Annotated in this window: 26 protein-coding genes, 2 pseudogenes and 1 riboswitch; of the genes and pseudogenes, 15 read left to right on the forward strand and 13 right to left on the reverse strand. The window is 58.4% G+C overall.

Annotated features, from left to right (window positions below):
- Window positions 1-52: 52 nt before the first annotated feature.
- Window positions 53-1,154 (reverse strand): annotated as a pseudogene (locus RQI55_RS20990) (RHE_PE00001 family protein).
- 89 nt (window positions 1,155-1,243) lie between these two features.
- Between RQI55_RS20990 and RQI55_RS20995 the strand changes: the two are divergent.
- The 7 genes from RQI55_RS20995 to RQI55_RS21025 all read left to right on the forward strand — a co-directional run bounded on the left by RQI55_RS20995 (window position 1,244) and on the right by RQI55_RS21025 (window position 8,931).
- Window positions 1,244-2,896, forward strand: a complete 1,653-nt coding sequence (locus tag RQI55_RS20995; RefSeq protein ID WP_311273484.1) for a transposase family protein — start codon at window positions 1,244-1,246, stop codon at window positions 2,894-2,896.
- 6 nt (window positions 2,897-2,902) lie between these two features.
- Window positions 2,903-3,781 (forward strand): TniB family NTP-binding protein, encoded by an 879-nt coding sequence (locus RQI55_RS21000; RefSeq protein ID WP_042617857.1) that lies wholly within the window; start codon window positions 2,903-2,905, stop codon window positions 3,779-3,781.
- Window positions 3,778-4,659 (forward strand): TniQ family protein, encoded by an 882-nt coding sequence (locus RQI55_RS21005; protein ID WP_052496828.1) that lies wholly within the window; start codon window positions 3,778-3,780, stop codon window positions 4,657-4,659. Before RQI55_RS21000 ends, RQI55_RS21005 begins: the two co-directional genes overlap by 4 nt.
- Before the next feature lie 86 nt (window positions 4,660-4,745).
- The gene (nhaA, locus tag RQI55_RS21010; RefSeq protein ID WP_042617856.1) at window positions 4,746-5,939 is read left to right on the forward strand and encodes a Na+/H+ antiporter NhaA; all 1,194 of its coding nucleotides are present in this window, start codon (window positions 4,746-4,748) and stop codon (window positions 5,937-5,939) included.
- 175 nt (window positions 5,940-6,114) lie between these two features.
- Window positions 6,115-6,191: riboswitch (Fluoride riboswitch) on the forward strand.
- Window positions 6,192-6,277: 86 nt separating this feature from the next.
- Window positions 6,278-8,095, forward strand: a complete 1,818-nt coding sequence (locus tag RQI55_RS21015; RefSeq protein ID WP_110807942.1) for a voltage-gated chloride channel family protein — start codon at window positions 6,278-6,280, stop codon at window positions 8,093-8,095.
- 75 nt (window positions 8,096-8,170) lie between these two features.
- Window positions 8,171-8,497: a fluoride efflux transporter CrcB gene (crcB, locus tag RQI55_RS21020; protein ID WP_082249875.1), complete on the forward strand. Its 327-nt coding sequence runs from the start codon at window positions 8,171-8,173 to the stop codon at window positions 8,495-8,497.
- On the forward strand, window positions 8,494-8,931 hold the full coding sequence (locus RQI55_RS21025; RefSeq protein ID WP_110807941.1) for an EamA family transporter: 438 nt from the start codon (window positions 8,494-8,496) through the stop codon (window positions 8,929-8,931). The genes crcB and RQI55_RS21025 overlap by 4 nt, the downstream gene beginning before the upstream one ends.
- A gap of 925 nt (window positions 8,932-9,856) precedes the next feature.
- Here RQI55_RS21025 and RQI55_RS21030 read toward each other — a convergent pair.
- On the reverse strand, window positions 9,857-10,828 hold the full coding sequence (locus RQI55_RS21030) for a malate dehydrogenase (protein ID WP_042617880.1): 972 nt from the start codon (window positions 10,826-10,828) through the stop codon (window positions 9,857-9,859).
- Between the two features lie 5 nt (window positions 10,829-10,833).
- Window positions 10,834-11,619, reverse strand: a complete 786-nt coding sequence (locus tag RQI55_RS21035) for a substrate-binding domain-containing protein (protein ID WP_042617851.1) — start codon at window positions 11,617-11,619, stop codon at window positions 10,834-10,836.
- 126 nt (window positions 11,620-11,745) lie between these two features.
- Between RQI55_RS21035 and RQI55_RS21040 the strand changes: the two genes are divergently transcribed.
- The 6 genes from RQI55_RS21040 (at window position 11,746) to RQI55_RS21065 (ending at window position 17,345) form a co-directional block, all read left to right on the forward strand.
- A complete protein-coding gene (locus tag RQI55_RS21040) occupies window positions 11,746-12,624 on the forward strand; it encodes a LysR family transcriptional regulator (RefSeq protein ID WP_042617850.1) in 879 nt (292 codons plus the stop codon).
- 5 nt (window positions 12,625-12,629) lie between these two features.
- Window positions 12,630-13,256 (forward strand): uracil-DNA glycosylase, encoded by a 627-nt coding sequence (locus tag RQI55_RS21045; RefSeq protein ID WP_042617849.1) that lies wholly within the window; start codon window positions 12,630-12,632, stop codon window positions 13,254-13,256.
- Window positions 13,257-13,319: 63 nt separating this feature from the next.
- Complete coding sequence (locus RQI55_RS21050) at window positions 13,320-14,462, forward strand: TDT family transporter (protein WP_082249874.1); 1,143 nt, start codon at window positions 13,320-13,322, stop codon at window positions 14,460-14,462.
- Between the two features lie 80 nt (window positions 14,463-14,542).
- Window positions 14,543-15,148, forward strand: a complete 606-nt coding sequence (locus tag RQI55_RS21055; RefSeq protein ID WP_311273483.1) for a thioredoxin domain-containing protein — start codon at window positions 14,543-14,545, stop codon at window positions 15,146-15,148.
- A gap of 422 nt (window positions 15,149-15,570) precedes the next feature.
- Window positions 15,571-15,972 (forward strand): DUF305 domain-containing protein, encoded by a 402-nt coding sequence (locus RQI55_RS21060; RefSeq protein ID WP_311273482.1) that lies wholly within the window; start codon window positions 15,571-15,573, stop codon window positions 15,970-15,972.
- Window positions 15,969-17,345 carry a YncE family protein gene (locus tag RQI55_RS21065; RefSeq protein ID WP_092937832.1) on the forward strand — a complete coding sequence of 459 codons (1,377 nt, stop codon included), beginning with the start codon at window positions 15,969-15,971 and terminating at the stop codon, window positions 17,343-17,345. The genes RQI55_RS21060 and RQI55_RS21065 overlap by 4 nt, the downstream gene beginning before the upstream one ends.
- Window positions 17,346-17,444: 99 nt before the next feature.
- Here RQI55_RS21065 and RQI55_RS21070 read toward each other — a convergent pair whose 3' ends face one another.
- From RQI55_RS21070 to RQI55_RS21105, 8 genes are all read right to left on the reverse strand, one after another.
- Entirely contained in the window at window positions 17,445-18,224 is a 780-nt protein-coding gene (locus tag RQI55_RS21070; protein ID WP_042617846.1) for an anti-sigma factor, read from the reverse strand.
- Window positions 18,221-18,727: a sigma-70 family RNA polymerase sigma factor gene (locus RQI55_RS21075; protein ID WP_042617877.1), complete on the reverse strand. Its 507-nt coding sequence runs from the start codon at window positions 18,725-18,727 to the stop codon at window positions 18,221-18,223. The genes RQI55_RS21070 and RQI55_RS21075 overlap by 4 nt, the downstream gene beginning before the upstream one ends.
- A 57-nt stretch (window positions 18,728-18,784) precedes the next feature.
- Window positions 18,785-19,207: a hypothetical protein gene (locus RQI55_RS21080; protein ID WP_042617845.1), complete on the reverse strand. Its 423-nt coding sequence runs from the start codon at window positions 19,205-19,207 to the stop codon at window positions 18,785-18,787.
- A 176-nt stretch (window positions 19,208-19,383) separates the two neighbouring features.
- Window positions 19,384-20,190 carry a universal stress protein gene (locus tag RQI55_RS21085; protein WP_042617844.1) on the reverse strand — a complete coding sequence of 269 codons (807 nt, stop codon included), beginning with the start codon at window positions 20,188-20,190 and terminating at the stop codon, window positions 19,384-19,386.
- Between the two features lie 217 nt (window positions 20,191-20,407).
- Window positions 20,408-20,845 (reverse strand): EamA family transporter, encoded by a 438-nt coding sequence (locus RQI55_RS21090; protein ID WP_042617843.1) that lies wholly within the window; start codon window positions 20,843-20,845, stop codon window positions 20,408-20,410.
- Window positions 20,842-21,036 carry a CrcB family protein gene (locus RQI55_RS21095; RefSeq protein WP_052496826.1) on the reverse strand — a complete coding sequence of 65 codons (195 nt, stop codon included), beginning with the start codon at window positions 21,034-21,036 and terminating at the stop codon, window positions 20,842-20,844. The genes RQI55_RS21090 and RQI55_RS21095 overlap by 4 nt, the downstream gene beginning before the upstream one ends.
- 55 nt (window positions 21,037-21,091) lie before the next feature.
- A complete protein-coding gene (locus RQI55_RS21100) occupies window positions 21,092-21,778 on the reverse strand; it encodes an SMC-Scp complex subunit ScpB (RefSeq protein ID WP_042617842.1) in 687 nt (228 codons plus the stop codon).
- A 2-nt stretch (window positions 21,779-21,780) separates the two neighbouring features.
- Window positions 21,781-22,734, reverse strand: a complete 954-nt coding sequence (locus RQI55_RS21105) for a DUF1403 family protein (RefSeq protein WP_311273481.1) — start codon at window positions 22,732-22,734, stop codon at window positions 21,781-21,783.
- 123 nt (window positions 22,735-22,857) lie between these two features.
- Between RQI55_RS21105 and RQI55_RS21110 the strand changes: the two genes are divergently transcribed.
- Entirely contained in the window at window positions 22,858-23,991 is a 1,134-nt protein-coding gene (locus tag RQI55_RS21110) for a site-specific integrase (RefSeq protein WP_132449789.1), read from the forward strand.
- 367 nt (window positions 23,992-24,358) lie between these two features.
- Here the strand turns inward: RQI55_RS21110 and RQI55_RS21115 are convergent.
- Together RQI55_RS21115 and RQI55_RS21120 are read right to left on the reverse strand one after the other, a co-directional pair.
- Window positions 24,359-24,788 (reverse strand): annotated as a pseudogene (locus tag RQI55_RS21115) (plasmid maintenance toxin (PemK-like)).
- Window positions 24,775-25,053: a type II toxin-antitoxin system Phd/YefM family antitoxin gene (locus RQI55_RS21120; RefSeq protein ID WP_311273480.1), complete on the reverse strand. Its 279-nt coding sequence runs from the start codon at window positions 25,051-25,053 to the stop codon at window positions 24,775-24,777. The pseudogene RQI55_RS21115 and the gene RQI55_RS21120 overlap by 14 nt, the downstream one beginning before the upstream one ends.
- Window positions 25,054-25,130: 77 nt before the next feature.
- Between RQI55_RS21120 and RQI55_RS21125 the strand changes: the two genes are divergently transcribed.
- The gene (locus RQI55_RS21125) at window positions 25,131-26,306 is read left to right on the forward strand and encodes a site-specific integrase (protein ID WP_311273479.1); all 1,176 of its coding nucleotides are present in this window, start codon (window positions 25,131-25,133) and stop codon (window positions 26,304-26,306) included.
- Window positions 26,307-26,326: the final 20 nt, after the last annotated feature.

Raw genomic sequence — 26,326 nt, forward strand, 5'->3', positions numbered from 1 at the left:
CCGTTGTGTCAGTTGACGGCAAACGCTACAACTAAAATTGTCGCGGTGGTACTCACATCAATCCCCATGCCCGAAACCTCCCTCTCCCCGTCATCTCGCGCAGCCCCAGCTCCAGAACAATTCGCCGCGCCGCCTGCGGCGTCACATCCAGCGTCTTCGCCACCATCCCTGCCGATACCAGCGGCTTCGCCATCACCAGCTCGACCAGTTCCGGCAGTTTCGACGACGCCCGGCGCCCTTCCAGCTTCCGCTCGAACAGGGTGCGCGCCAGCACCAGCCGGTCATGTTCTTTTAGCCCGATCTCGGCGGTCGCGATCAAGCCGTTAGCAATCGCGAGCAACCGGGTTTCCCGGTCGCGATGTCGGCGCCGATCGACCGGAATGGTTTTGAGGCCGAGGTTGATGGCAGCGAGATGGGTGCCGGTCGTGACGCCGGCTTCCCGCAGGATCGACGCGGTCAACAGCCGGCCAAGCCAAGGGGCGTGCTGAAGGACCGAGAGCTCATTCCAGGCATCGAGAGCGACGATCGCCTGCAGCACCGCCGGCAGATTTTCCGCCCGCCGTAGCACCCCGCGCCATTCGTCGAGCCGCGCGTCCTCGTCCCAATCGAGATCATAGATCATCGGATCTTTTTCGGCCCCAAAGGCTGCCCGTGACGCGACCCGGCTTCCTGGCTTGTTCAATCGCCGCTTCGGATCGGGCCAGCAGCGCATCGATGGCGGCATAGTCGACACCGGGTAGATTGTCCGCATGATCACCATCGTTCCCCTCCCCTTCCCGCTCGACGGTGCCTGCGGGCCGAATAGCGCCGGCCGGTTCCGCCGCCTCGACGCCCACCGAGTTAATGTCCGACATCTGTCGTAGATTTCGGATACCCTCTGTGGACAAAGCCCAATCCGGCAACTGCGCGGCAATGCGTCGGCGGGTGCGCAGCACGTCGCAGGCGATGGTGAGTTCGTGGGTTGGGGTGCGAATGTCGCGGGTGGCATCATGAAGGACGAGGTCTTCGAGATGGACGAGTTCGCCGTCGATCCAAAGCGAGGCGCAGGCATCGGCAAAATTTTGGCGTTCGATCCACCCGCTTCCCACCGGCGAGCGGGCGATACGCTCATCGAGACGGGCCAAAGCGATGCCGGCTGTGGGTTTTAGTTTAATTTTTCAACTCGGAAATTGTCATACGGACGTAAGGGTTAGGCGATAAATTTCAGTAGATTTTTCGCTAAGGATTTCAGCGAGGTCTGCCCATGCCAAAGCAATTGCATGATCAGGGATTGCCGGCGACACGCGCGATCTCAGATGAGCATTGGTCAGTCGCGCTCCGCATGGCCCGCGAACTGGACAAGATCCTTGATGGCATCGGGCCGAAGCAGGTGGCCGTTTCGCGCGCGGCGGCCGAGTTGCGGCTAACGCGGCGACAAATCTACAATCTCCTCGTCCGCTATCGCATGGACAGGAAGGTGACAGCCTTACTCCCGCGCACCGCAAAAAGCCGCCGCAAGCGGCTGTCAGAAAAACTTGAAGCAATCATAGCGACAACACTGCGCGAGCAATGGCTGACACTGGAAGCTCCGCCCCTTGCCCCGGTCGTGGCTGAAATCCGCGCTCGTTGCGAGGAAGCCGGGCTGACCTTGCCGTCATACGTTACGGTTGCCCGACGTATCCCGATGCTGTTTAGCGCTGAAGAGATCGCCAAGAAACGGTCAGCCAATCCGAAACACCTGCTCCGGCTGAGGCCACGACCAGGATATATTCACGCAACTCACCCGCTCGACGTCTGTCAGATCGATCACACTCCGGCTGATATCAATTTCGTGGAGGTCGTTGACGGAACTGGCGTGTTTGTGGGTCGGCCTTATCTCACGATCGTGACCGATGTGGCATCACGCGTTATTTTAGGTTTCTGCCTGACTTTGGAGAAACCATCTGTTCTGTCGGTCGGACTTTGCCTTGCCCATGCGATGTGCGCGAAGGACGAATGGCTTGCCAACCGTAGCCTTGCTCATGCCTGGTCGACATTTGGCAGGCCTCGGGTACTCGTCACCGACTCGGCGATGGAATTCAAGGGGCACGCTTTCCAGCGTGGCTGCGACGATTATGGCATCCGCATTCGATATCGTGACCGCGGAAGAGTGCATCAAGGCGGCGTGGTCGAACGACTGCTGGGCAAACTCAACGCTATCCTCGCCACCTATCGCGGTTCGACCGGAAGGTCTGTGGTTGGTCGCGATGAATATCCCTCGGAACGGCGCGCCTGTCTCGGATTCGCGGACCTGGAGCGGTGCGTTGCGCTGGCCATCCTCGATCACAACCGGCAGGAAAACACCAAGACACTGAATGTGCCGAATACGGAGTGGCAGCGCAACAACGCAGCTTTACCGCGCTTCAATGACGATCCACACACCGTTCTATTGTCGTTTCTGCCGGGTACGGAAAGAAGATTGTCGCCGCAGGGGATCAGCATGTTTGCCGTACATTATTACGCGTCATGGCTTGGCGGCCTCATTCCGCAGCGCGACCGGCTGGGAAAGCTGGAAGTAAGATATGACCCTCGAGACATCAGCCATATCTATGTCCGGGATCCGGAAGGCAGACACTTCCGACCCGTCGAACGGCGCGATGGCAGGCTTACGTCGCTGACGCTATGGGAACATGAGGCTGAGCGCGCCCGCCGGCGCGATGCAAACCATCGCTCAAGTGTTGCAAGGGTGGAGTTTCGCCGCGAAATCGCTGCTATCGTCGGGACTGCGAAACAACCCAGACGCCAGTTGCGAACTGCTGTCCGCGGTATCCACGCGGGCGCGTCGCAGAAGCCTTATGCGGCTATGCAGGAACAGGCGCGCGTTGCCTCACCTCATCCCACCCGTCAGAAAAGCCGACTACCGGTCGAAGACTGGTAGCATGGCATGTCGGACCATCTGCTCGACCATGTCCGATCCTACCTTGAACGCGACCAGGATGAGCGGATCGCCTACATCCGTGCCCCACGATGGATCGGACATCAGGTTGCTCAAGACAGCCATATACGGCTCACCGAGCTACTCTCAAGACCGCCGTCATTACGAACCCAGGGCCTGATGCTGGTCGGCCCCTATGCCAATGGCAAGACGATGATTGCGGAGCGGTTTGCCGTCGAACACCTGCGAACATCTGTCCAGCAGAAGCTTTGGATGGTCCAGACGCGAGAGGGCGCGGGCCTTGGCCATTTCTACGCGAGCATTCTCCAGGCGCTCCACGCTCCTGGGGGCGACATTTGGAATGTCAGCCGCAAGGCGGAACAGCTGGATCACTTGCTGGCAAATCTCAAGCCAAAGGTGTTGATCTTCGACGAGTTTCACAACGCATTGCGCGGACGGGCGCGCGACATCGAGGCGATTTTTGCATTCCTGCGACGAATCGGCCGTCAGTATGACATCGCCCCGGTTCTGATCGGGGACGTATCCGTCTACGACTTCCTCAACGCCACCAGCGAGATGGCAAGCCGTTTTGATCTGGTCGCAGTCCCGCGATGGCAATACGATGAGCCCTATCTGATGTTGCTCGATAGCCTTGAAGCAGCGTTGCCACTTGCCAGGATCTCGGATCTGTCCAGCGAGCCGTCGGCGCGGCTTATCTTCAGGTTATCGGAAGGTTTGATAGGCGAGACCGTCACCATCGTCACAAGAGCGGCCGTCGCGGCGGTACAATCCGGAGCCGAACGTATCACCAAGGCGGGCATCGTCGAACTGCGGCACATACCAATATCGCAGCGGCGCCTACCGGCTTTACGGGACAACCTGTTATGACGATGGGCGATGCTGGTATCCCGACAATCAGCATACAACGGAGATACCGTCACGTCGTTTCCGACCAGTGGCCCATCGACGTCTTACCGCAAACCGACGAATTGCTGTCGAGCTGGCTGCACCGCCTTGCTTATGCCAACGGTGTTGCACCACGTGGATTCGCCCGCGTCTTCGGACTTGGATCTGGCATGTGGTCACCAGCCATCGATTTCAGACCCTCGAGCGACATCGAAAACCTGCTTCGCGCAAATGCCGGTGTATCCCACGCTCAGATCGTGGCAATGACCCTGGCAAGTGGCATCCCGACGGAGCTCTTGCTGCCGTTACGAAACAGCGGTCGGCGCGGGACTTCAACCTGGTTGCAGTACTGCCCCCAATGCCTGGCTGGCGATGAGCATCCATATTTTCGCCGCAGCTGGCGTTTGGCGACCAAAGTATCTTGCCGCCACCACCGCTGCGGCTTGCGCGACCGGTGCCCATCCTGCCAAAGACGTATCGAAGCCTACGGTCAAAGCAAGCTTGTTCCCCAGCATTTTTGCGTCCACTGCGGTTTCGATTTGCGCAAGGCGTCAAAGGTCATCATCAGCGTTGCAGCGCACCTGGTGGATTATCGCATTGATCAGATGTGCCGCGGGGCGAGTGTCACTCCAGAACATCAGCGCGTTTTCCTTGCACGATTGCTGCAAATCCCCACGCTGGTGATGACCCACACTTCCGGCTCGCTGCTCAACTTTTCCAGCTCGACGCGAATCCGATGCTTCGAAAAGTTTGCAGATCGCGTTTGCGTACGAATAATGCGTGATGACGATAGTGCTGTCTGGCCAAGCCCCTATAGGGCCGAATCTGCTGGAAATCGTCGAGCAAATACCCTAGTTTAAAGCTTACAGTGCGTGCTGCGTGCGCTGCGGGCTTCCCCCGAAATTGACGGATACTTCGATCAACCTCTCACAAGGAGCGCGAACCCATGTCTTCGACATTTTCTCAGGGCCGCATTCAATCCACTCTCCGTCAGTTCCTCGATAATGAAGCATCGGGGGGCATCATCCTGATGGCAGTTGCTGCTCTGGCAATTGCCACGGCGAACTCGCCGTTGGCAGAGAGCTACTTCCATGTGCTGCACGTCTATGTCGGCCCGCTGAGCATCCAGCACTGGATCAACGACGCCTTGATGGCCGTCTTCTTCCTGCTGGTTGGCCTGGAGATCAAACGCGAGATGCTCGACGGCCAGCTTTCAAGCTGGAGCCGGCGCGTCTTGCCAGGCGCGGCTGCTGCAGGAGGCATGCTGTTTCCGGCACTGTTTTACCTCTACTTCAACTGGAGCGACCCGACAGCTATCCGTGGCTGGGCAATCCCGACTGCGACCGATATCGCCTTCGCTCTTGGGGTCCTTTCCCTTTTCGGTAATCGTGTTCCCGCATCGCTGAAGATATTTCTGGCGGCGCTGGCCATCATCGACGATCTCGGCGCCGTTGTGGTTATCGCTCTCTTCTATACTGCGGAACTGAACCTGCTCGCATTGGCTGGCGCGGGCCTCGTCGTTGGAAATCTGATCATCTTCAATCGCATGGGCGTGAAGGCCCTCTGGCCCTATCTCGCCCTCGGCGCGGTCCTGTGGGTGTTGGTTTTCGCATCAGGCGTGCATGCCACCCTTGCAGGTGTCTTGCTGGCGTTGACGATACCGCTGAAGCTGACGCCGGGGACGCCGGAGGCCACACACGATGAATCACCTCTGCACAGGTTCGAACACTTGCTGCACAAGCCGGTCGCCTTCGCGATCGTGCCGATCTTCGGCTTTGCCAACGCAGGTGTTTCGTTTGCCGGTTTATCGATGTCGGTCTTCGAAGAGCCGCTCACAATGGGCGTAGCGGCCGGCCTGTTGCTCGGAAAGCTGGTCGGCGTTCTGGGAACAGTGGTCGTTCTGGTAAGACTGGGCCTAGCCGATCTTCCAGCGAGCGCCAGTTGGGGTCAGATGACCGGCGTGGCCCTGCTGTGTGGAATCGGGTTTACGATGTCCCTTTTCATTGGCCTGCTGGCCTTCAGCGATCCAGTTGTACAGGATCACGTCAAGATCGGGATCCTGATGGGGTCGCTTGTGTCCGGTCTTTTGGGTGCGGTCTTTTTGACCGTCTCGGGCCGGCGAGCGAGGCGTGCGGTCTGAGTTGCTATTACTCTCCCGCGACCTTCTCCGACCTCCGCACCCCCCAAATATGTGCTGAGATAAATCGGTATCACTTAGAAAACTGCGTTCAGGTCGAAGATGTGGCCACCGTGCCAAGCAATCCCGCTCACCATGGTGAGTGGGATTGACATTATTCGGATCAATTGGCTATTGAAGTCACAACGGTAATGGATTCTGCCGGGCATTACGCCGAACCGCTTCCCCGATGAAGCTGATGACTCCTACTCAACGCGCAACACGCGAAGGAGTAGAGTCGTGCCTAGAATTCTGTACCTGTCCTCCAAGACGAAATGTGACCGTGCGGGAGCGTCCATCTGATGGCGTTTTCTGCATTTTTCGGACTTCGTATCGCCCAGGTCCGTAGCCTCGCGAAATGGATCGTGATCGTCGTACCGATGGCTGCTGCCGTCGGCTCGCTCGTAGCCCTGTTTCTCTGGAGCCTTGACCGGGCAACGGAGCTTCGTTTCGAATTTCCCTGGTTGATTTACGGCATGCCTGTCGCAGGTTTTGCGATGGTCTGGGCCTACCAGAAATTCGGTAAATCGGCGGAGGGTGGCAACAACCTCATCGTCGACCAGATCCATGAGCCGGGCGGCGGCGTGCCGCTGCGCATGGCGCCCTTCATCCTCGTCACCACCGTACTTACCCACCTCGTCGGCGGCTCGGCCGGTCGCGAGGGAACCGCGGTCCAACTCGGCGGCAGCCTGGCCAGCGCTTTTGGCAAGATGTTCAAGCTGACGCCGGGCGATGCGCGCATTCTGCTAATGGCCGGCATTGCTGCAGGCTTCGGTGCGGTGTTTGGAACACCCATTGCCGGCGCGATCTTCGCGCTCGAAGTCCTGACCATTGGCCGGATGCAGTATGAGGCCCTGTTGCCGGCTTTGCTGGCTGCCGTCGTTGCCGACTGGACCTGCCATGCATGGGGCATCGGCCACACCCACTACGCAATTGCCTATCTCGGCGGCGTTGGAGAAGCGGTCGGTTTCCACCTCGATGCCCTCCTCCTGCTCAAAGTGGTCACTGCCGGTTTGGCTTTTGGCCTGGCGGCCCATTTCTTCGCCGAACTTTCCCACCTCGCGTCGTCCGCCTACAAGGCGATCCTGCCTTATGCGCCGCTGCGTCCGGTACTCGCCAGCGCCATATTGCTGGGCCTCGTCTACCTCCTCGGTACGCGGGAATATCTCGGTCTGGGTGTCTGGTCCCCCAATCCCGACGACGCGACGATCCTAGGCTTTTTCCGTCCCAATCACGTGGATTACTGGAGCTGGGCCTGGAAGGCGCTGTTCACGATCGTCACATTAAACGCCGGTTTCAAGGGCGGCGAGGTCACACCGCTGTTCTTCATCGGCGCAGGTCTCGGCAGTGCGCTGGCCGGTGTTCTCGGCGCACCGGTCGATCTTTTTGCGGCACTTGGCTTCGTGGCCGTCTTCGCCGGCGCCACTAATACGCCGCTGGCTTGCATGATCATGGGGATTGAGCTCTTCGGCGCCACCCATTCGGTCTACCTCGCTGTCGCCTGCTTCGTTGCCTATCTGTGCAGTGGCCATTCCAGCATCTACCTGTCGCAGCGCGTCGGCGTTCCGAAAACCGCTGCCGCCAACGATATTCCTCCCGACATCTCGGTTCGCCACATGCGTGACATGCGGACTCAGAGCCTCGGCGAAATCGTCGGAAAGGTCCGTCTCCGGTCGATCGCCACAACCGCAACACTCAACGAAAGGCCCATCATCGTGAAGCAACACAAGCTGCATTCTACCGAAATTGGCATGGTCCGTATCTACATGAAGCCGCGTGAGAAGACGCCCGGCAAGGGCGGTTGGTTCGGATCGAAGCCTCTTTACCGGGAATTGGTCGTGCAGGCGAAGTCGGCCGGCATCAAGAATGCCGTCGCGCACCATACGCATTTTGGCTATTCGAACAGCGGTAAGCTTCAGGACGAGGGCTTCGAGATCCCCAATCCGGATCTGACTATGTGCGTCGAGATGATTGCATCACGCGACCAGCTCGAAGAGTTCTGCCGGACCCATGGCGCGGTCCTGAAACACAAGGTGATCGTCTACAAGCACCTGGAACAGTGGGATGTCGTCCATCACGACGTCGAAACGGCAGAAGCGCTCAAAGTCACGACATCCTGAAGGAGGCGCGATCTTGGTTTATCTGATCGTTTCCTTGGCGCAGGTATCGGTGGTGTTTTCCGGCACGCCGTCAACATGGGAGCGGCGCGCCTGTTCGGCTTCGGCTTTCCCTACGGCACACTCACCGTCAATGTTGTCGGCTCCGTCGTCATGGGCCTGCTCACGGAATTTTTCGTGTTTCGCTCAGGCCTGCCACAGGAGTTGCGCCTGTTCCTGACCACCGGGTTGCTCGGCGGGTTCACCACCTTCTCGACCTTTTCGCTGGATGCCGTGACGCTGTGGGAACGCGGGCAATGGGGTGTTGCTGCCGGATATGTCGCTCTTTCGCTGGTCCTGTCGATGGCGGGACTTTTTGTCGGCCTCATGCTGATCCGGATGGCCGGACATGGACAAGCCGCATGAAAATCTTCCTTACAAGCTGGACGTTCTGGGCCCTCCTTTCGGCCGGCTTTGCAGCCCTGACGGCGATCTTCGCCAAGATCGGCGTCGAAAACGTCAATTCCGACTTCGCCACCTTCATTCGCACCATCGTCATCCTGCTGGCCGCTGGCGCGATGGTCTATATCACCGGAAATTGGCAGGAGCCGTCGACGGTCTCGACCAGAAGCTGGCTATTTCTTGTACTTTCCGGTTTTGCCACGGGCGCATCCTGGATTTGCTACTTCCGGGCGCTGAAGCTTGGTGACGCCGCCCGCGTCGCGCCGATCGACAAGCTGTCCGTGGTGTTCGTGTCCATTTTCGCTGTGCTGCTTCTCGGTGAGCGCCTGACGCTCCCGAACTGGCTCGGTGTCGTGATGATCGCGGGAGGCGCCGTTCTCGTCGCCTACAGGGCTTAAGACCGTCAAAAAACTTCAAGGGGGAGGAATGCACGATGTTGAAGGTGTCGTTTTGCATTTAATCGTGAGATTCCAGTCCTAACAGTTTCAGTAAGATAGCCCGGCACTTAATTTGAGACTTGGCATTTAATTTGAGACTCTGGCTTCTGTTTGGCACTTAATGTGAGATTCGCCGCCAGGAAAATATGGCTGTTTACGGCCACGCCTCAATGGAATTGCGAGAGACCGATTGTCGTCAATGGCCTTGCAGCCATGTGATTACAGACACATGCCGCTACCACTGGTCATCAAAGCCCGTCGTGCTGCTTCGACGTGGCTGCAATTCTGTCCTGCGTGCCTCGGTTCTGATCAGCCCCCATATTTTTCGGAGGCGATGGCGACACTCGACTAGAATCTCCTGCTTTATCCACGGGTGCGGATTACGCGACCGTTGCCCATCGTGCCACCGCGGAATTACTGCCTTCGCTCAGCCACGGCTTGTCGGCCAGCATGTCTGCACCTCTTGCGCTTATGACCTGCGGCGGGCGTCCAAGGTGCCGGTGACAATTGAAGCGCAATACTTTGAACAGATAATCAATCGTTCTATCGGTACAGTGGCGAATATCCTTGCGACGAACAATCCGCCGAAATGGCCTTGGCGACGAGATTTGATCGCAGTTCTACCGACTCGGTTTCCAGCCGGATACGCTTGTTCGAGCGCTTCATTCCCGACGACGCCTATCTGGATGAGGGCTTCGTCCTTCCCATTCGGCGGTCAAAGCGGATTATGAAAGATAAAATCGAACCGGCCCGTCAAACTGCAGCTCGCTGATCGTCGTGGTGGCATTCGCCTCTTCTGAGGCTGGCGCCTATTCTCCAAAATTAGGCGGAGAATAGGCGTGCAATCTCCGCACATCTTTTGTGCCAGCCTCCGCATCCCGCGATATCAGGATAAAGCGTCGCGCTCGCCGACAAGCTCTTCTATCGTTTTGTCCAGCATACTTTTCTGAAACCCGTCCAGATCGAGACCTTCAACGACGCTATAGTCACCGTCCTTGCACATCACAGGTACGCCACACACAAGCCCTTCCGGTATGCCATACTGCCCCTGCGATATAACAGCCATCGATGTCCAGCGCCCATCAGTACCACGCATCCAATCACGCATCTGATCGATCGCTGCATTGGCGGCAGATGCTGCAGAGGACGCGCCGCGCGCCTCTATGATCGTAGTGCCCCGCCTTGCGACCTCAGGGATCAGCACCTCCTTGTACCAATGGTCGTCGCCGATGGTGTCCGGCAGGGGCCTGCCGGCAGCCGTTGCGTAGGTCCAGTCGGCAAACATGGTCGGCGAGTGATTGCCCCAGATCACGAGCTTATCGATGTCGCCGACGCCACAGCCGACCTTGCGCGCCAGTTGAGTCAAAGCCCTATTGTGATCAAGCCGGATCATCGAGCTGACCTGCCTTGGGTTAAAGTCCGGCGCATTGGCGATCAGGATGGAAGCGTTGGTGTTGGCCGGATTGCCAACGACCAAAATTCTAGCTTGTCGTCCGGCGACCTCGTTGATCGCCCTCCCCTGCACCTTAAAGATCTCTGCATTCGCTGCAAGCAGGTCTCGCCGTTCCATTCCCTTTGACCGCGGCCGGGACCCGACCAAAAACGCTGCGTCGACACCGTCAAACGCTTGCCGAGGATCGTCGGTCGTGACGATGCTGTGTAGCAGCGGAAAAGCGCAGTCCTCCAGTTCCATGACGACGCCGCGAACGGCGTCCTGGGCTTGAGGCAAATCGAGCAGCCGCAGTTCGATCGGCTGCGACTTGCCATAAAGGTCACCATTCGCCAATCGAAACAGCAGGGAATAGCAGATCTGGCCGGCAGCACCGGTCACGGCGATCTTTTTGGGAGTGGATTGCATTGTCATTATCTTTCCTGAGACGGGATAAGGTTATTCGAGGGCGTGGTCCAGCCGGCCTTGGCAAAGATCGCCTTGGCCTCGGTGCCCTGAAGGAATTCCGAAAACGCCTTGGCGTCGGCATTCTTGCCTCCGCGCTCGGTCAGCACGATCCCGGTGTCTCGGTAGATGCGATAGTCCGGTTCGACCTCGACGACGTCTGCGAGTTCTGGGTTGGCGACCTGCCAGATATTCCAGATGATCCAGGCATCGAAGGACTTGTCCTCGGTCCAGGCCTTCTTGGCTTCGGCACTGTTGGCGGCAAAGGTCCTGATGTTGGCGCGAAGGGCCTTCACCTTCTCGATGTCACCGGTCCGGCCGGCCATGTCTTCCCAAAGACCGTTCTGCCCGGCACCATTGACGACAAGCACTTTGTGGCCGGGCTTGAACAGATCAGCGAGGCCGGTGATCTTCTCCGGGTTCCCCGGACGCACCAGGATAGCGGAAGGACGCAAGTAGAGCGGTACGACATCGGCGTCCTTGATCTGGCCGTCCATCGCCTTCACGAAATCCGACATCATCGTCTCTGAGCCGCTGAAGATCAGGTCGGCATTGTCTTTAGCCTTGCCGATCCATTGCGGCGTTGGGCCGGCGGTAACGATCACCGTGTTGCCGGAGCTTTTCTCGAAGGCGGCTGCCGCCTCCTTCATGGCAGGGAGTGGTCCACCGGGACCATAGACGTGGATATCGGCGGCAAGCGTTGGTGCTGTCGTGGCGCCAAGCATCACCGCGCCGGTGATGATGGATTTCAGCATGGTATTTCCTCCGTGTCTGGTAGGAGAAAACTAGCGCCATTCTGCATCAGTTCCATCGCATAATTTTGCTACGAACATTCGGATAAATCGATTATAACTCGGAGCCGATTCAAGGTTGCTATCCTCATGACCCTCGACCAGTTGCGCATCTTCGCCGAAGTCGCCCGCCAACAGCACATCACCAAGGCTGCCAAAGCGATGAACATGACGCAGTCGGCCGTCAGTGCTGCGGTCATCGCGCTTGAGGAACGGCACGGCGTGGCTTTGTTCGACCGGATCGGTCGTTCTATCGTTCTCAATCAAACCGGAACGATCTTTCTCGAGCATGCACTTCAGGTCTTGGCTGAAGCGAAAGCCGCCGAGTCTGCGCTAAGCGACCTTGCCGGACTTTTGCGCGGGGAATTGTCGGTTATGGCGAGTCAGACTGTTGGCGCCTATTGGCTGCCCTCCAGGCTTGCGACGTTCCACACACGCTATCCTGGTCTCGGTCTCGACGTCGGGATCGGCAATACCGAGGCGGTAGGCGACGCGGTTGAGGCAGGGCGGGTTGAGCTCGGCGTTGTAGAGGGCGCGGTCGACAGACCGGCCTTGTCGTCGCGCATGATCGCCACGGATGAGATGATCCTCGTCGTGTCGCCAACTCATCCATGGGCCAAAGGCAAAAAGCTCGGAAAGGCCGATTTTGAAGACGCGACATGGGTTCTTCGCGAACCCGGATCGGGAACACGGCTCGCCTTCGAGACGATGATGACGAAAGAGAAATTGAAGCTGCAGGCGTTGAACGTTGCAATTGTCCTGCCCGGAAACGAGGCCGTGCTCGGCGCAGTCGAGGCCGGCATGGGGGCAACACTGACATCGCGAAGTGCTGCCCAGACCGAACTCAACAGCGGCCTGCTGGTCGAGGCCAATGCTTCTCCGCTTCCGCGCCCATTCTTCCTGCTCCGGCATAAGGAGCGGTATCGCTCCAAGGCGGCCGATGCGTTCGAAGCCCTGTTGTCGGAATAGACACGATGACCTATCGCGGACCTGATACGCTCTGGCACGAGCATCGACGCGAGGAGCGGTTGGCCGCGCTTGACAGTGCGCATATGCAGCCATTGAACGCCTTCCGGGAGCACGTTCAGCTCAACTCCGACCGGGATATGCCGAACTTCGATCCATACGATGGCGGTATCAGCGCAAGACTGCTGATCCTTTTGGAGACGCCTGGACCAAGTCCGGTTGAACGCGGCCAGCGTTTCGTTTCGATCGATAACCCGACCGGCACGGCGAAGAACCTGCGCAAGGCACTGACTGGCGCAGGGATATCGCGCCGGGACATCGTTCTGTGGAATACGGTCCCGTGGGTCCGCGCAACCCGAAGCTCGATCGTGGCCAGCGAGCGGCGCGAGGGCATCAAGGGACTTGCAGGCCTTCTGCCGCTGCTGCCGAACCTACGTGTCGCCGTCCTGGCGGGCGCGGTGGCGAGTGGTGCTGAAGATGTACTGGTGGATGCCGGCATCGAGGTGATCCTCTGCCCCCATCCGAGCCCGACGCTGATCAATACCTCGCGGACGCTGCGCGACCGCCTTCACGCGGCTTTCGAAGCTGCCGCCGCAAATCTAGATCAATCGGAAACGGCGATTGAAATATCCTGAACTATGCGTTGGAACTAATCGTTGTACCCACGTATTTTCTCCTCGACGATCAGGAGAAATTCGATGCACAAGATTGTTGCCTTCAAGGAGCCGGTAGCGCCAGCCTCGGATGTTCCTATGCAAGGCCATGTCATACGGAACTTTACGCCAAATTGGTTCGCGACCACTATGGGCACCGGCATCCTTTCGGTCGCCTTCGCACAGTTTCCTGGGCATCCGGGGCTTTTCGCGATGGGTCAGGCGCTTTGGCTCTTCAATATCCTGCTGTTTGCAACCTGCACAACGCTCTACGCGGCACGCTGGCTGCTCTATTTCCAAGAGGCAAGACGGGTCTTTTCCCATTCCGTCGTGTCGATGTTCTTCGGCTGCATTCCGATGGGATTGGCCACGATCATCAATGGCTTCCTGATCTATGGCATCCCACATATCGGCGACACGGCGGTGTCGATCGCAACGACGCTTTGGTGGTTTGACGTCGCTCTGTCGCTTTGTTGCGGCCTCGCCATCCCGTTCATGATGTTCACGCGCCAGTCGCACTCGATCGACCAGATGACCGCAGTCTGGTTGCTGCCGATCGTGGCAAGCGAAGTAGCGGCCGTCAGCGGTGGTCTGCTTCTGCCCCATATCGGCGATGCTCAGACGCAGTTGACGGTGCTGATGACGAGCCTGGTTCTCTGGGCCTGTTCGGTCCCGCTCGCCATGAGCGTTCTCGTCATCCTCTTCCTGCGCATGACGGTCCACAAGCTTCCGCATGTCAACATGGCCGCCTCGAGCTGGCTGGCTCTCGGCCCGATCGGAACCGGTGCGCTTGGTCTTCTCGTCATGAGCCAGACCGGACCCGCCGTGTTGTCGGCGAATGGATTGGCGAGCGTTGCTCCGGCCTTCGGTGGCGCCAGCTTCCTCGGCGCGATCCTCCTGTGGGGCTACGGCATCTGGTGGCTGGCGACTGCTGTCCTGATCACCCTGCGCTACCTTCGCGAGGGCCTTCCATTCAATATCGGCTGGTGGGGCTATACCTTCCCGCTTGGCGTGTTCGCCGTCGCCACGCTTCGTCTCTCAACGATGGTGCCGATGTCGTCTATCGCAATCTTTGGCGCGGTTCTTGTTATAGCACTTGTCTGCATGTGGCTGCTGGTCGTGGCCAAGACGATCAAGGGCACTCTTGACCGCTCGCTCTTCGTCTCGCCCTGCCTCAAGGCCGACTGATGATCGAAACACTCCGGCATTGCTCATGCCGGAGTGTTTTTTCTCGTAACCGAACAGGAGAAGACATGACGTTTCGTATGATGGCCGTGATCGTCGGCATTGCCTTAGGATGCGTGACATCGGCCGAGGCCGAACCCGTGCAGGATTTGATGACCCCGGCCGTATTCCAAGACAGCTTCGTTGGGCAGAAGACCGCTCCAGTCACGCTGGTCGTCTATTCCTCCCCAACCTGCAGCCACTGCGTCGACTTCCATGAACGAGACCTGCCGAAACTGCAGGATACATATGTCGCATCGGGTAAGTTGAAGATCGCGTACCGGCCCTTCGTGCGAAACTCGGTGGATGCCGTTATCTTCATGCTGGCGAATGCGCGGGGCCGAGACAAATTCGACGAGACGGTATCGTCCTTCATGACGAAATTCGATGAGATTGCCGGCGCCGCCAACGCCGAGGATGCATTGCGCGAGATCGCCGCTAGCATGGGCATCGACCGCGCAGGTTTCGATCGCGCTGTCGCCGATCAGGCCTATCTCGACAAGCTCAATGCTGCGACAACCGAAGCGAACAAAAAATTCGGAGTCGCCGGCACGCCATCGTTTTTCGTCAACGGCCAACAGGTTCGGATTAAAATGAGTTTCAACGAGGTCGCCAAAGCAGTCATGAAAGCCACCGCCAGCCTGGAGTGAAACCAAAATCTGAGAGTGGCGGAATTCCCTGTAGGAAGTTTTCCTACGATCGACCAGGCTGGTTTTCCTCTGAAAAGACGGACGACTGGGCGCCGTCGTCGAACGGCTTAGAATGTCTGCTTTTTCGCCCTGTTCCAACCGGCCGTTCATTCTCCATACCGCAATCCGCTGCGAGTATCGTCCTTCAGACATCGTTCACAGGCCGATTGGATCCAACACGCGTGATCCTCTTGGCGGCATATGAACAAGCCGTATTTCGGCACGCCTCGAGTCACCATCCGCGTTCCGTCGTTCTTCGCGCAGACCGGTATAGCACCGCGCGTGCCAACCGCTCACGCCGACGTGAGAACAAATACGGATGAGCAGTGGAATAAACGGCGACCCACAGCGTTCTTATCCACTAAAGCCAAAAGGATTCCGCCATGCGCGTTTACAGTTTCATACTTGTTGCCAGTTTTGCCATTATGGGAAGTGCAACTGCTGAGCAGTTCCACGACCACCAACCGGCGATGAGCATGGAGGATAGCGGCCCTTCAACTGCGTTCTCGAAAAGCATGAAGGTGGCCATGGACAAAATGCATACCGGCATGATGGCGGTACCCGAAACAGGCAATCCAGACCACGATTTTCTGGCGCAAATGATCCCGCATCACCAGGGCGCCATCGACATGGCCAAGGCCGTGTTGCTCACCACCCAAGATCCGCAAATCCGAAACCTCGCCCAGTCGATCATCACAGAGCAGGCTTACGAAATTCAGTTGATGAATTCGATGCTCACACAACAGCGCGGCTCCGTCGCCGCCAACCCGGAGACTTCGAAATGAAACGTTCCGCAGCCCTGCTGATCGCCTTGATGGCGAGCACGCCAGCCTTTGCCCTGCCCGAATCCAAGGACCGGGTCTATGCTGCTGACCAGAACAGCAACACCGTATCTGTCATCGACCCATCGACCAACACGCTTCTCGGCCTGATCAAGCTCGGCGACCCACGCCCGAATGTCTTGAGCCCGCTTTACAAGGGTGAGGTCAACGTCCACGGCCTTGGCTTCTCGCCGGATCACCGTACCATCGTCGCCGTCTCGACGGTGACCAATTCCGTGACCTTCATCGATACCGCGACAAACAAGATCAAAGGTGTCGCCTATATCGGCCGCAACCCGCACGAGGCCTTCTTCACGCCGGATGGCAAACACGTCTGGGCAACCGTGCGTGGCGAGGATTACCTTTCGGTCATTGATGCGAAGACATTCAAGGAGACCGATCGCATCAAGACCGAGAGCGGTCCCGGCATGACCATCTTTACGCCAGACGGCAAGCGCGCCTTTGTGGCCAACAGCTTCAATCCGGTCGTTCAGGTGTTCGATGTCGCGTCGAAAAAGCTGCTTGCATCCATTCCGGTGGTCTCGCCATTCTCGCCGTTCATTCAGGTGACGCCAGATGGAAAGGAAGCCTGGCTAACCCACAAGGATGTCGGCAAGGTGACGCGAATTGATACCAAGACATTGAAAGTCAAGGGCGTGATCGATAGCGGTCCGATCACCAACCATCTGGCGTTCGCCGACACATCCGCCGGAACTCTGGCTTATGTGACCATCGGCGGCGAGAACGTCGTGAAAGTCTACACGCTGGACGACGAGGCCAAGCTGATAGCCACCATTCCCGTCGGCGCCTTGCCGCACGGTGTCTGGGGTTCGGGCGACGGCAGCCGCGTCTTTGTTGGCCTCGAAAACGGCGACGCGGTGGACGTGATCGACACTCAGAAGAATGAGAAGATCGCCCATATCCCCTCAGGCCAGGCCCCACAAGCGCTGATCTACGTTCCGGATGCGGTCCCGACAGGCGATGGCCGCCAAAACCTTGAACCACGCAAGGACATGCCGGAGAACATCACACTTATGCTGAAGCCTGCCGCAGATGCGCAAGGCGGCGGAATGGTCGTCTCGCGCAATCTTGGCCTGATCGATATCGTAGATCTCAGCGTTTCGAAATTGAAGCCGGACACGGCTTATGCGCTGTTGTTCGAAGGTCAGCCGGAACCGATCGTGGCGTTCAAGACGGATGCCAAAGGTGCCGCGATGGCATCTGCCACCAGTCCGACCCGCTCCATCGTCAAACCGGGCGAAGCCTCCAAGACACCTAAGGTTATCCTCGTTGAGGGAACAGAACCGTCAGCAAATGCGGTCTTGCAGAGCAACTAACAGTTTGGCTACCTGTTATGGGCAACCCCAAAACAAGTTGACTGCGGCGTTCTTACAATGCCGCAGTCATTTTTGATACCGCACTGAGATTGACCGGATTCAAATCATTCCTTGATAGATCGCAGTTGCGATCGGAAGGAGCTTTGCCCGATCGACCGAGGCGGATACCGCGAAATCGAACCCCTGATCCACCCAGACAAAGCTGGACACGCCGTTTTTCTCTTCAAACGTGAACGCTGTCTGCGCTGATTGGCCGGCGCGTAGATAAACGGCCAGCCTCTCGCCTTTGTCATCCTCGTACATGAGTTGTGCAGCCGCAGCGCCACCGCCCGGAAGGACGCGTCCGCCGAGCAGCTTATACCCGAATGCCGAAAGGTTCGGTGGCGTCAGTGCCCGGCCGGATCGCTTCGACAGCCATGTGACCAGATGTGCCTCGTCATCCGCTCCAACTTCGACCGGATGGGCTACTTCGACCACGAAGGTCCGATAGGCGTCAGATGCGTTCGCGGCGAAACCCGCCTCGGACAATCGCGCTGCGTTGATTTGCACGCCTTCAGGCTTTAGCCACCAGCCACCGGCCAGGCCCATTCCCAAGAAGATGCAAGCTGCCATGGCGGAGCGATACCAACCTTGTCTTCGCAAAGCTGCATTGGACTGAAGGTTGGCGATGCGCAGCCGCGCTGGAATGGGCTCCGAGAATTTCTCAGACAGCCGCACACGCAAAGCTTCCCGATCCGCAAGCTGTTGCGTGACCCTTGCGCTCGCTTCAGGATGACCAGCAAGATAGGCGTCGACAAGCGCCTGCCGGTCAGGCGTCAGCTTTCCGTCGATGTAAGCCTGAAGATCATCTTCGCCAATCGGCGAACCGGTGTTCATCATTTTACCCTTCGCAAGGTCACGGGCGTCTTGTTGTCGAGAATGGATCGGAATTTCTGCCTGGCGCGCGACAGCCGCGACATCACGGTTCCTACCGGAACACCAATGACGGCGGCAGCCTGCTCATAGGACAGATCCTCGACGCCAACCAGAAGCAGAAGCGATTTTTGATCGTCGGAAAGCCTATCGAGCGCTTCGAGTATATCGCGTACGGCGATGCCATGATCCTGATCGGCGGGCGATCCGGGGAGCGTGACGGTATCGAGCTCGTGGTGTGGCCCCCGTCGCTGGGATTGGCGTCCAGCCGAAATGTGCAGGTTTCGCATGATGGTAAACAGCCATGCCCGCAGGTCACCATCGGTCCGACGCAGATACCAGCGTGATATCGCACGCTCGAGGCAATCCTGCACGAGATCGTCGGCGCGGTTGTGATCGCGCAGAAGCGCGAAGGCATAGCGTCGCAGTGCCGGTATTTCCGCCTCCAGTCGCATCGCCATTGTCGACATCATCAGCCCTTCGGATCGGTGGCCATACCGGGGATGCTGGCATGGCCACCATTCGGCTTACTTTGCAGGCGGGTTAACCTGCCAGATTTCGTCGACAAGTTTTCCGTCACGATAGGTCATGATATAGAGAACGGGAACCTTGTTCTTGCCGGCAAAGACAACATTTGCTGCAACGGTCGCGCCCTTCGGATTGGCTGCCTCCCAGACTTCGCCGACTGTGGCGGTCTGTTCGCCCTGTGCCGTCGAGAATTTGGTCCAGACTTCAGCTATCGCCTTTTCCGACGCATAGGTGCCGTCGAGCGGACCACCAATCCAGGCAAGGGAAGGATCCTTACCGTAGTCCTTGGTGATTGTCGCGACATCGCCCTTGGCGATCGCTTCGATACGGGTTTTGGCCATGTCCATGGCAGGGCCAGCAAGGGCTGCACCGGTGCACATGAGAAAAGCGAGCGGCAGAGCCATCAGAACTGTTTTGCGCATAGTATAATCTCCTTGTTGAAATGACAGGAGAGAGACGCTGGCAATCACGCGTTATTCCACCCGGCAGCAAAATAATTTTCTCCTCGCTCACCGCGCTCAAGGATATTGAACTCCCTTTGGCTGGTAGAACGGATTCCAAGGGCGAAGTTCTACAGGAGGATGTGTCGTACGTAGGCCTAATGGCTGAGAAACACGGGCAAACTTGTGTGATCCATCACTGTCTTCGTGGCCCCGCCAAAGACGGTCTCGAGGAATAGGCCATGACGGTAGGCGCCCATCAAAAGCGTATCCGCGCCGCCCCTATTGGCCTTCTCCAGAAAATCGTCGGCGTTTTTCGCCACGGAGGTCTGCAGCCGCCCTGTCCCGCTGACATGCAATGTCTGAAAGAACGCAACCGCCTCTGAGATGTCGTTCTCGTGTGCTGCGAGAATTATCAACGTATCAGCAGCGCGGAGCCAAGCTCTGGCCTTTTGAAGGCAAGAACGTATTCCGTCATCGTCCCTCCAGAAAATGGCGATTGAGCGGCCGAAAGAAACCGGAGTGCCGTTAGTATCCGGCGTAAAAACCACCAGCCTATGGTGATCGAAGAGCGCCGCATGCAGGGCATCGCCGCCGTCCATCGATTGCGGGTGGGCGATGGTCACAAGATCGGCTGATCCAAGATGTTTGCGGACACCGTCTTCTTCTCCACCATCAGCTTCCACCCACTCGACCTTGGCGCCAGCCGGCGACGGTTCACGCCCTGCCGACCACTCCTCGAAGATCTTTCTGACCTCGTTCCGTCGCTGAAAGGCCGTGCCCTCATCGCGGATCCGCATTTCCTGCATGTCGACTTCCTCTACACTGCCTCCGATCTTGGCGGGATCGACGCAAACATGGAGCGCCGTGATTGTTGATCCCGGTTCGACCGCTGATGCAGCGTCGGCGATGAGCAGGCTGGAAAGGGCTGTTTTAGGATGTGGGATGAGTGCAACAATGTGCATGGTTTTCCTCCTGGTTCAGGTTTCCTGCGACGCAGCTTCCGCGTCTTTTTGTTCGTGGCTCCGAACAAGCGATACCATCATCGCCGTGCCGTCGTATCCCATCGCCTCCAAACATACTCCAGTCAGAATACGCGATCATCCTCGGGCAGAACCGGGGTGCCACGCGTACCAGACCTGCCATATCGGGAGGCAAAGTGGGTTCGACATCGGATCTGCTCTAGGCTCGGTAAGCGACGAGGATAGCGCCGCAGGCAATCAGGCAGACGCCAAGCCAATTGGGAAGCGACAGACGCTCCCCTAGAAAGAGTACGGCGAAGATTGCGACGAAGACGACACTGAGCTTGTCGATCGGCGCAACGCGTGCGGCATCACCGAGTTTCAACGCCCGGAAATAGCAGATCCACGACGCGCCGGTTGCCAGGCCTGATAGAACAAGGAATACCCAGCTACGGCCGGACACCGTACCCGGCGATTGCCAATTTTCGGTGACATAGACCATCATCCCGGCGGCCGCCAGAATGACGATCGTGCGAATGAAAGTCGCGAAATCGGAATTGACGTTTTCGACCCCGACTTTTGCGAAGATAGCCGTCATTGCCGCAAAGCCAGCCGATAATAGCGCCCAGAAGGGCCAGCCGAGAAAAATACTTTTCATGCCGTTTGACCTCCAGCCATACCACGCACCAGCACCATGCCAGCGAACATTGCAATGAATGCCAGGATGACAGAAGCGCTGGCGTAGAGGATGGCGGCGCTAGCCTCTCCCCTTTCCCAAAGCCCTACAGCATCCAGCGAAAACGTCGAGAAGGTCGTAAAACCGCCAAGAATGCCGGTTGTCAAAAACAACCGCAGTTCTTGCGGCAGCCCGATGTGCGCTACCGCGGCGCCAAGCCCAAACCTGTCAATCTTCCAACATGTCGTCTCCGGCGGCCGGGTCAGTATCCACGGCGCTACCCTGTTTACTCAAGAGACCAGCGTCTTCCAGCGCCTCGATGTTTGGCAGGTCCCGCAAGGTCTCCATGCCAAAGGCCGAGAGGAAATATGGCGTCGTGACATAGGTATATGGCGCGCCCAGCGTAGGGCTCCGTGGGCCGGAGCCGATAAAACCTGCTCCACGCAAACCGCCGATCGTATCGCGGCTGACTTCCTTGCCAAATAACTTTGACAACTCACCGCGCGTGATCGGCTGGAAATATCCGACAGCTATCAGCACCATCGCCTCAAATTCAGACAACGCCGCCACACCGCCTCGCGTAGGCGCGGACGAAGCGCGGATCGTCTCGGCAAACCTTGGTCGGGTCCGGTGTTGCCACCCGCCTGCGACCGAGATCAGTTCATAAGGGCGATCTCGCAGCTCTCCGACCAAGTCGTCGATCAGCAGATCGACGCTGCAGTCTTTGCCGACCACCCGCGCCAGAGTCTCGCGGCTGACCGGCTCGGCGGACGCAAAAATGACCGCCTCGACGCGCATCATCCATTCCCGCCAGCGCATTTCCGACGGCAAGTCCAGTAGCTCGCGATCATACAGGAGCTCTTGCTTGCGTCCTCCGGCTTGACGGCGGCGTTTAGCTGCGCTCGCTCCTGCCATTGTCACAATCCAAATATTCGGAAGGAGGACCGGCCCGAGAGCTCGCGTATCGCCTCAAAGCCTTCGAGCCGCTCGAACAGCCGGTTTGCCGCCCATCGTGACAGGCTGGCCCCGGCTGCCGAAGCGGATACAGCGTCTTCGTTCAACAGCCGACGGATGACCGGTTCAGCTCCTCTGGTCCTGACTTTGGCTGCGATGGCCAACAAGCGGCTAGCGCGGCGATCGATCTCCGCAGCGGAACGCAGTGCCAGTTCGGCGCCATCGACAATCGCCATGCAGATTGCTTTCGAATAGGCTGACTCACCCGGCTTCACGCGACCCCGGCCACCGATGGTGCGGAAAGCTGGGCCAAAGCGCTCGGGTAGCAACAGGGGAACCGGTTGCGACCAGTTCAGCTTCTGAGCCAGCACCATCTCGCCAAGACCAAGTGCCAACACTTCTGCGTCCGGGCGAGCCGCAGAAATCGCCATTATAAGGTCCGCCACCGCGAAAGGTGCCGAACGTCCGGATCGGATGGCAGAATCGACAAGATCTGGGACCAAGGCAAGATCGTCGTCCCAACGGATCGATAGAAGCGTGGCCAATTCCTTAGTAAACGATGTGCCCGGCATGCCGATCCGGCGGGACAGCATTCGTGTGGCCAAAAACAGCTTCCCGGCAGGACCGGGATCACCGTCCACGGGCATCAACAAAACGGCGTCCCGCAGCGCGGGCTCTTCCTCGTTGCGACCGAGCATCCTGGCCGCGACGGCGGCTGACTTGAGAGCAAGACGATCGCGCCAGCAGCCTATCCATGGTGTATCCGAACGGATTAAATCGTCGAGTGATTTCAGCGCGATACCTGCGGCAAAAGCAGCATCCAGCTCGTCAATGTCACGGCCACGCGCCAGCGCCCAGCTTGGGAGGTAGCCGGTCCATGTGGAGGTTGCAGAGAACGAAGATGTGATCGAATCCATACGCAGCAGCATAAATCAGATGTGCAGTTTGTGCTACTTTTTCGTTATAAACCGCACAGCCTATCGCGAAGATAAAACGTCCGATAATCTTGCATTATCGGACGTATTGTTCATTATAGAGAAATGGCCCAAATCATCGAGCAAAACACCAAAATTCACGTCGAGGAGACCTCAGCGCCGTCTCTCAGCACTGCTTCTGGCGGTGATGTTTCCGCGCCGGAGGTGGCAGGCCACAGCCCCCTCTCCTCTCCCGCCGGTCAGGATCAGACGCTCGCCCATCTTGCAAGCCTTGCTGATCGCGCCCGGAGTTATGTCGAAGCCGCGAGTTCCGCCAATACCCGCAAGGCTTATGCCTCCGACTGGAAGCATTTTGCTGCTTGGTGCCGGCGGTCAAATCTTGCTCCGCTCCCGCCACACCCGCAAACCGTTGGGCTCTATATTACCGCCTGCGCCTCCGGGACGGCCGAGAGAGGAGCCAAGGCCAATTCCGTTTCCACAATCGAGCGCCGCCTTTCCTCCCTGTCATGGAATTATGCGCAGCGCGGGCTCGCCCTTGATCGTAGGGACCGGCACATCGCAACCGTTATGGCGGGGATCCGCAACAGCCATGCCAAGCCGCCGGTGCAGAAGGAGGCGGTCATGGCAGAGGATATCATCGCCATGGTCGAAACGCTCGACCGCGGTTCGCTGCGCGGTCTGCGCGACCGTGCCATGCTGCTCGTCGGCTTTGCAGGAGGTCTTCGCCGCTCCGAGATCGTTGGTCTTGATCTGAAGGCAGACCAGACCGAAGACGGGCGCGGCTGGATCGAGATCCTCGACAAGGGCATGCTCGTCACCCTGCGCGGGAAAACCGGATGGCGAGAGGTCGAGGTCGGTCGCGGCTCGTCTGATGCGACTTGTCCAGTCGCCGCGATCGAGACCTGGATCAAGTTTGCCAAGCTGGCTCATGGCCCCCTCTTTCGCCGCGTCACGGGACAAGGGAAGGCCGTTGGCTCGGAGCGACTGAACGACAAAGAGGTGGCGCGGCTTGTGAAGCGGGCCGCAATGGCCGCAGGCGTTCGCGGCGATCTCAGCGAGATCGAGCGGGCCTTCAAGTTCTCTGGACATTCCCTTCGCGCTGGCCTCGCCTCCTCTGCCGAGGTCGACGAACGCTACGTCCAAAAACAGCTTGGCCATGCTTCCGCGGAAATGACCCGCAGATATCAGCGCCGGCGGGATCGCTTCCGCGTGAATCTGACCAAAGCTTCAGGGCTTTAGCTGGCCCCCTCCCCTTCCCCGCATGAAATCGTAAGCGGAGATTTTGATGTCGGAATTTCCGCCTAGCCCTTCAATTGAAATCCGGAGCTAAAAGCCACACCGGCCTCGAACGCCGGTCGCATCAGGGCAGTCATGTTGATTTTCGTGAGATCGTAAGCCATTGAAATCATAGTAAATGATTTGCTACAGGAACTCTATCTGAATATTACAGTTCCTCACATCGTATGATTGAGGGTTGGCGTTCTAACCATCGATAATATTCATGTATCGATAGTGATGGATTTCGACTCCAAGACGCTGTAAAGTCGTAGCAAATCACGGCTGCAACGACCAAAACGGGATGGAAAATGACGCCGCCACAGGACAGCTATTCGCTTCGGGCCGTCGCACGATGACGTCGCGCCCGCGCCAATTCGACAAACCGGCGCTTGACCTCTTCAAACACGGCCGGTGGCAGCGCGCCGTAATAGCCGGTTTCACTGTCCATCGGCCTGACATCGGGCCGGGCCAGACAAAACGGTTACTCTCTGTCAGAACAATCCACGAGCGCTCGTCGTCAAGTCCCAGGCGCCGTTTGGTGGCAGCCGGGATTTCAACCGCGTCTTGCGGATCGGATGGCGGCGAATGCGTACCGGCAAAACCCGCACCGCGGGCGTCCCATCGTCCAGTGTGGCAACAATCGCCAGAACCAGCACGGGACGGTCCTTGTCGCCTTCCTCACGGCCTTCGAGATGCTGCCAATGCCAGAGATACGAATATCGAAACAGCCAGCCAAGCTTTGGTTCAGTCGGCAGCATGCTTATCCGTCAACAGTTCGGCATTGAGATGATCCAGACCCTGCTCCATCTGCGATGCTTCAATAGCATCAAGCTCATCTTCAGCGAGCATCGTCGAAAGTTCGACCCGGCGATCACGCTTTGCCAGACGCACATAGTCCTCATAGGCGATCAGAACCGTGCGGGGCCGACCATTCTTGGTGATGATCACCGGCTCGCGAACGGCCGCATCCTGATAAGCCCCGAAATTTTTCGAAACGGCCGCAGCGGTAACCGTGGATGTCATGATAAAACTCCTTTGTTCCGGAATATACGGGATTTCCGGAACATTTGCAAACTCGCGATATCGACAGGACATGTGAGATGAAGGAAAATTCGCAAATCGTGCCTGCGGCAGACCAGACAGTTCTGAAGCGTGCAGAGGAACTGGATGCGCTCGATGCCATCCTGCCGTTTGATCGCCGTGACCAGCTCGCCGAACTTCTGACCGATGAAGACGTCGCGACGCTCAAGCATCTGGCCAGCGAAGGCATGGGCGACAACACCATGCGGGCCCTTGCATCCGACCTTGCCTATCTCGAGGCGTGGTGCTCTCTGGCGGCTGGCACTCCCCTCCCCTGGCCGGCACCCGAAAGCCTGCTTTTGAAATTCGTTGCCCACCATCTGTGGAATCCAGCGGAGCGTGAAAACAATCCCGATCACGGCATGCCTGAAGACGTGGCCATCGCGCTTCGCGCCAAGGGGCTCTTGAGAAGTATCGGCCCGCATGCACCGGCGACCGTTCGTCGTCGGTTGACCAGCTGGTCGATCCTGACGCGCTGGCGTGGCGTGAGCGGATCGTTTTCGGGCCCGTCGCTGAAAAGCGCACTCCGCTTGGCGGTTCGGGCTAACAATCAACCGCGACAGAGAAAAAGCAAGAAGGCTGTCACCGGTGATATCCTTGCCAAACTACTTGCGGCTTGCGCCGGCGATCGGCTGGTCGACCTGCGTGACCGGGCGCTGCTGCTGATGGCTTTCGCATCCGGCGGCCGTCGGCGCTCCGAAGTAGCGGGGCTGCGCGTCGAGGATCTTGTCAACGAGGATCCGGTCCGCACCAATCCCGCCGACGAGCACTCCCCTCTCCTCCCCTGCCTGACAATCCAACTCGGCCGCACCAAAACCACGTCGGCTGATGACAATGAACATGTCGTGCTCATCGGCCGCCCCGTGACAGCACTTAAGCATTGGCTTGAAGAGGCGAAAATCGAAGCGGGACCCGTCTTTCGGCGGATCGACCAGTGGGGCAATCTCGATCGGCGGGCAATGACGCCGCAATCCGTCAATCTCATCCTGAAAACGCGCATCAAGCAGGCCGGGCTGGACCCGGCGCAGTTTTCTGCACACGGACTTCGCTCTGGGTATCTGACCGAGGCGGCGAACCGCGGTATCCCCTTGCCGGAGGCGATGCAGCAGTCCCTGCACAAGTCGGTGACGCAGGCGTCGGGCTACTACAATAATACCGAACGGAAGATGGGACGCGCTGCACGGTTGGTCGTTTGATCGAGAGACGAACCACATAC

It is taken from the genome of Rhizobium sp. WCS2018Hpa-16, from assembly GCF_031843705.1.
Lineage (GTDB): Bacteria > Pseudomonadota > Alphaproteobacteria > Rhizobiales > Rhizobiaceae > Agrobacterium > Agrobacterium tumefaciens_C.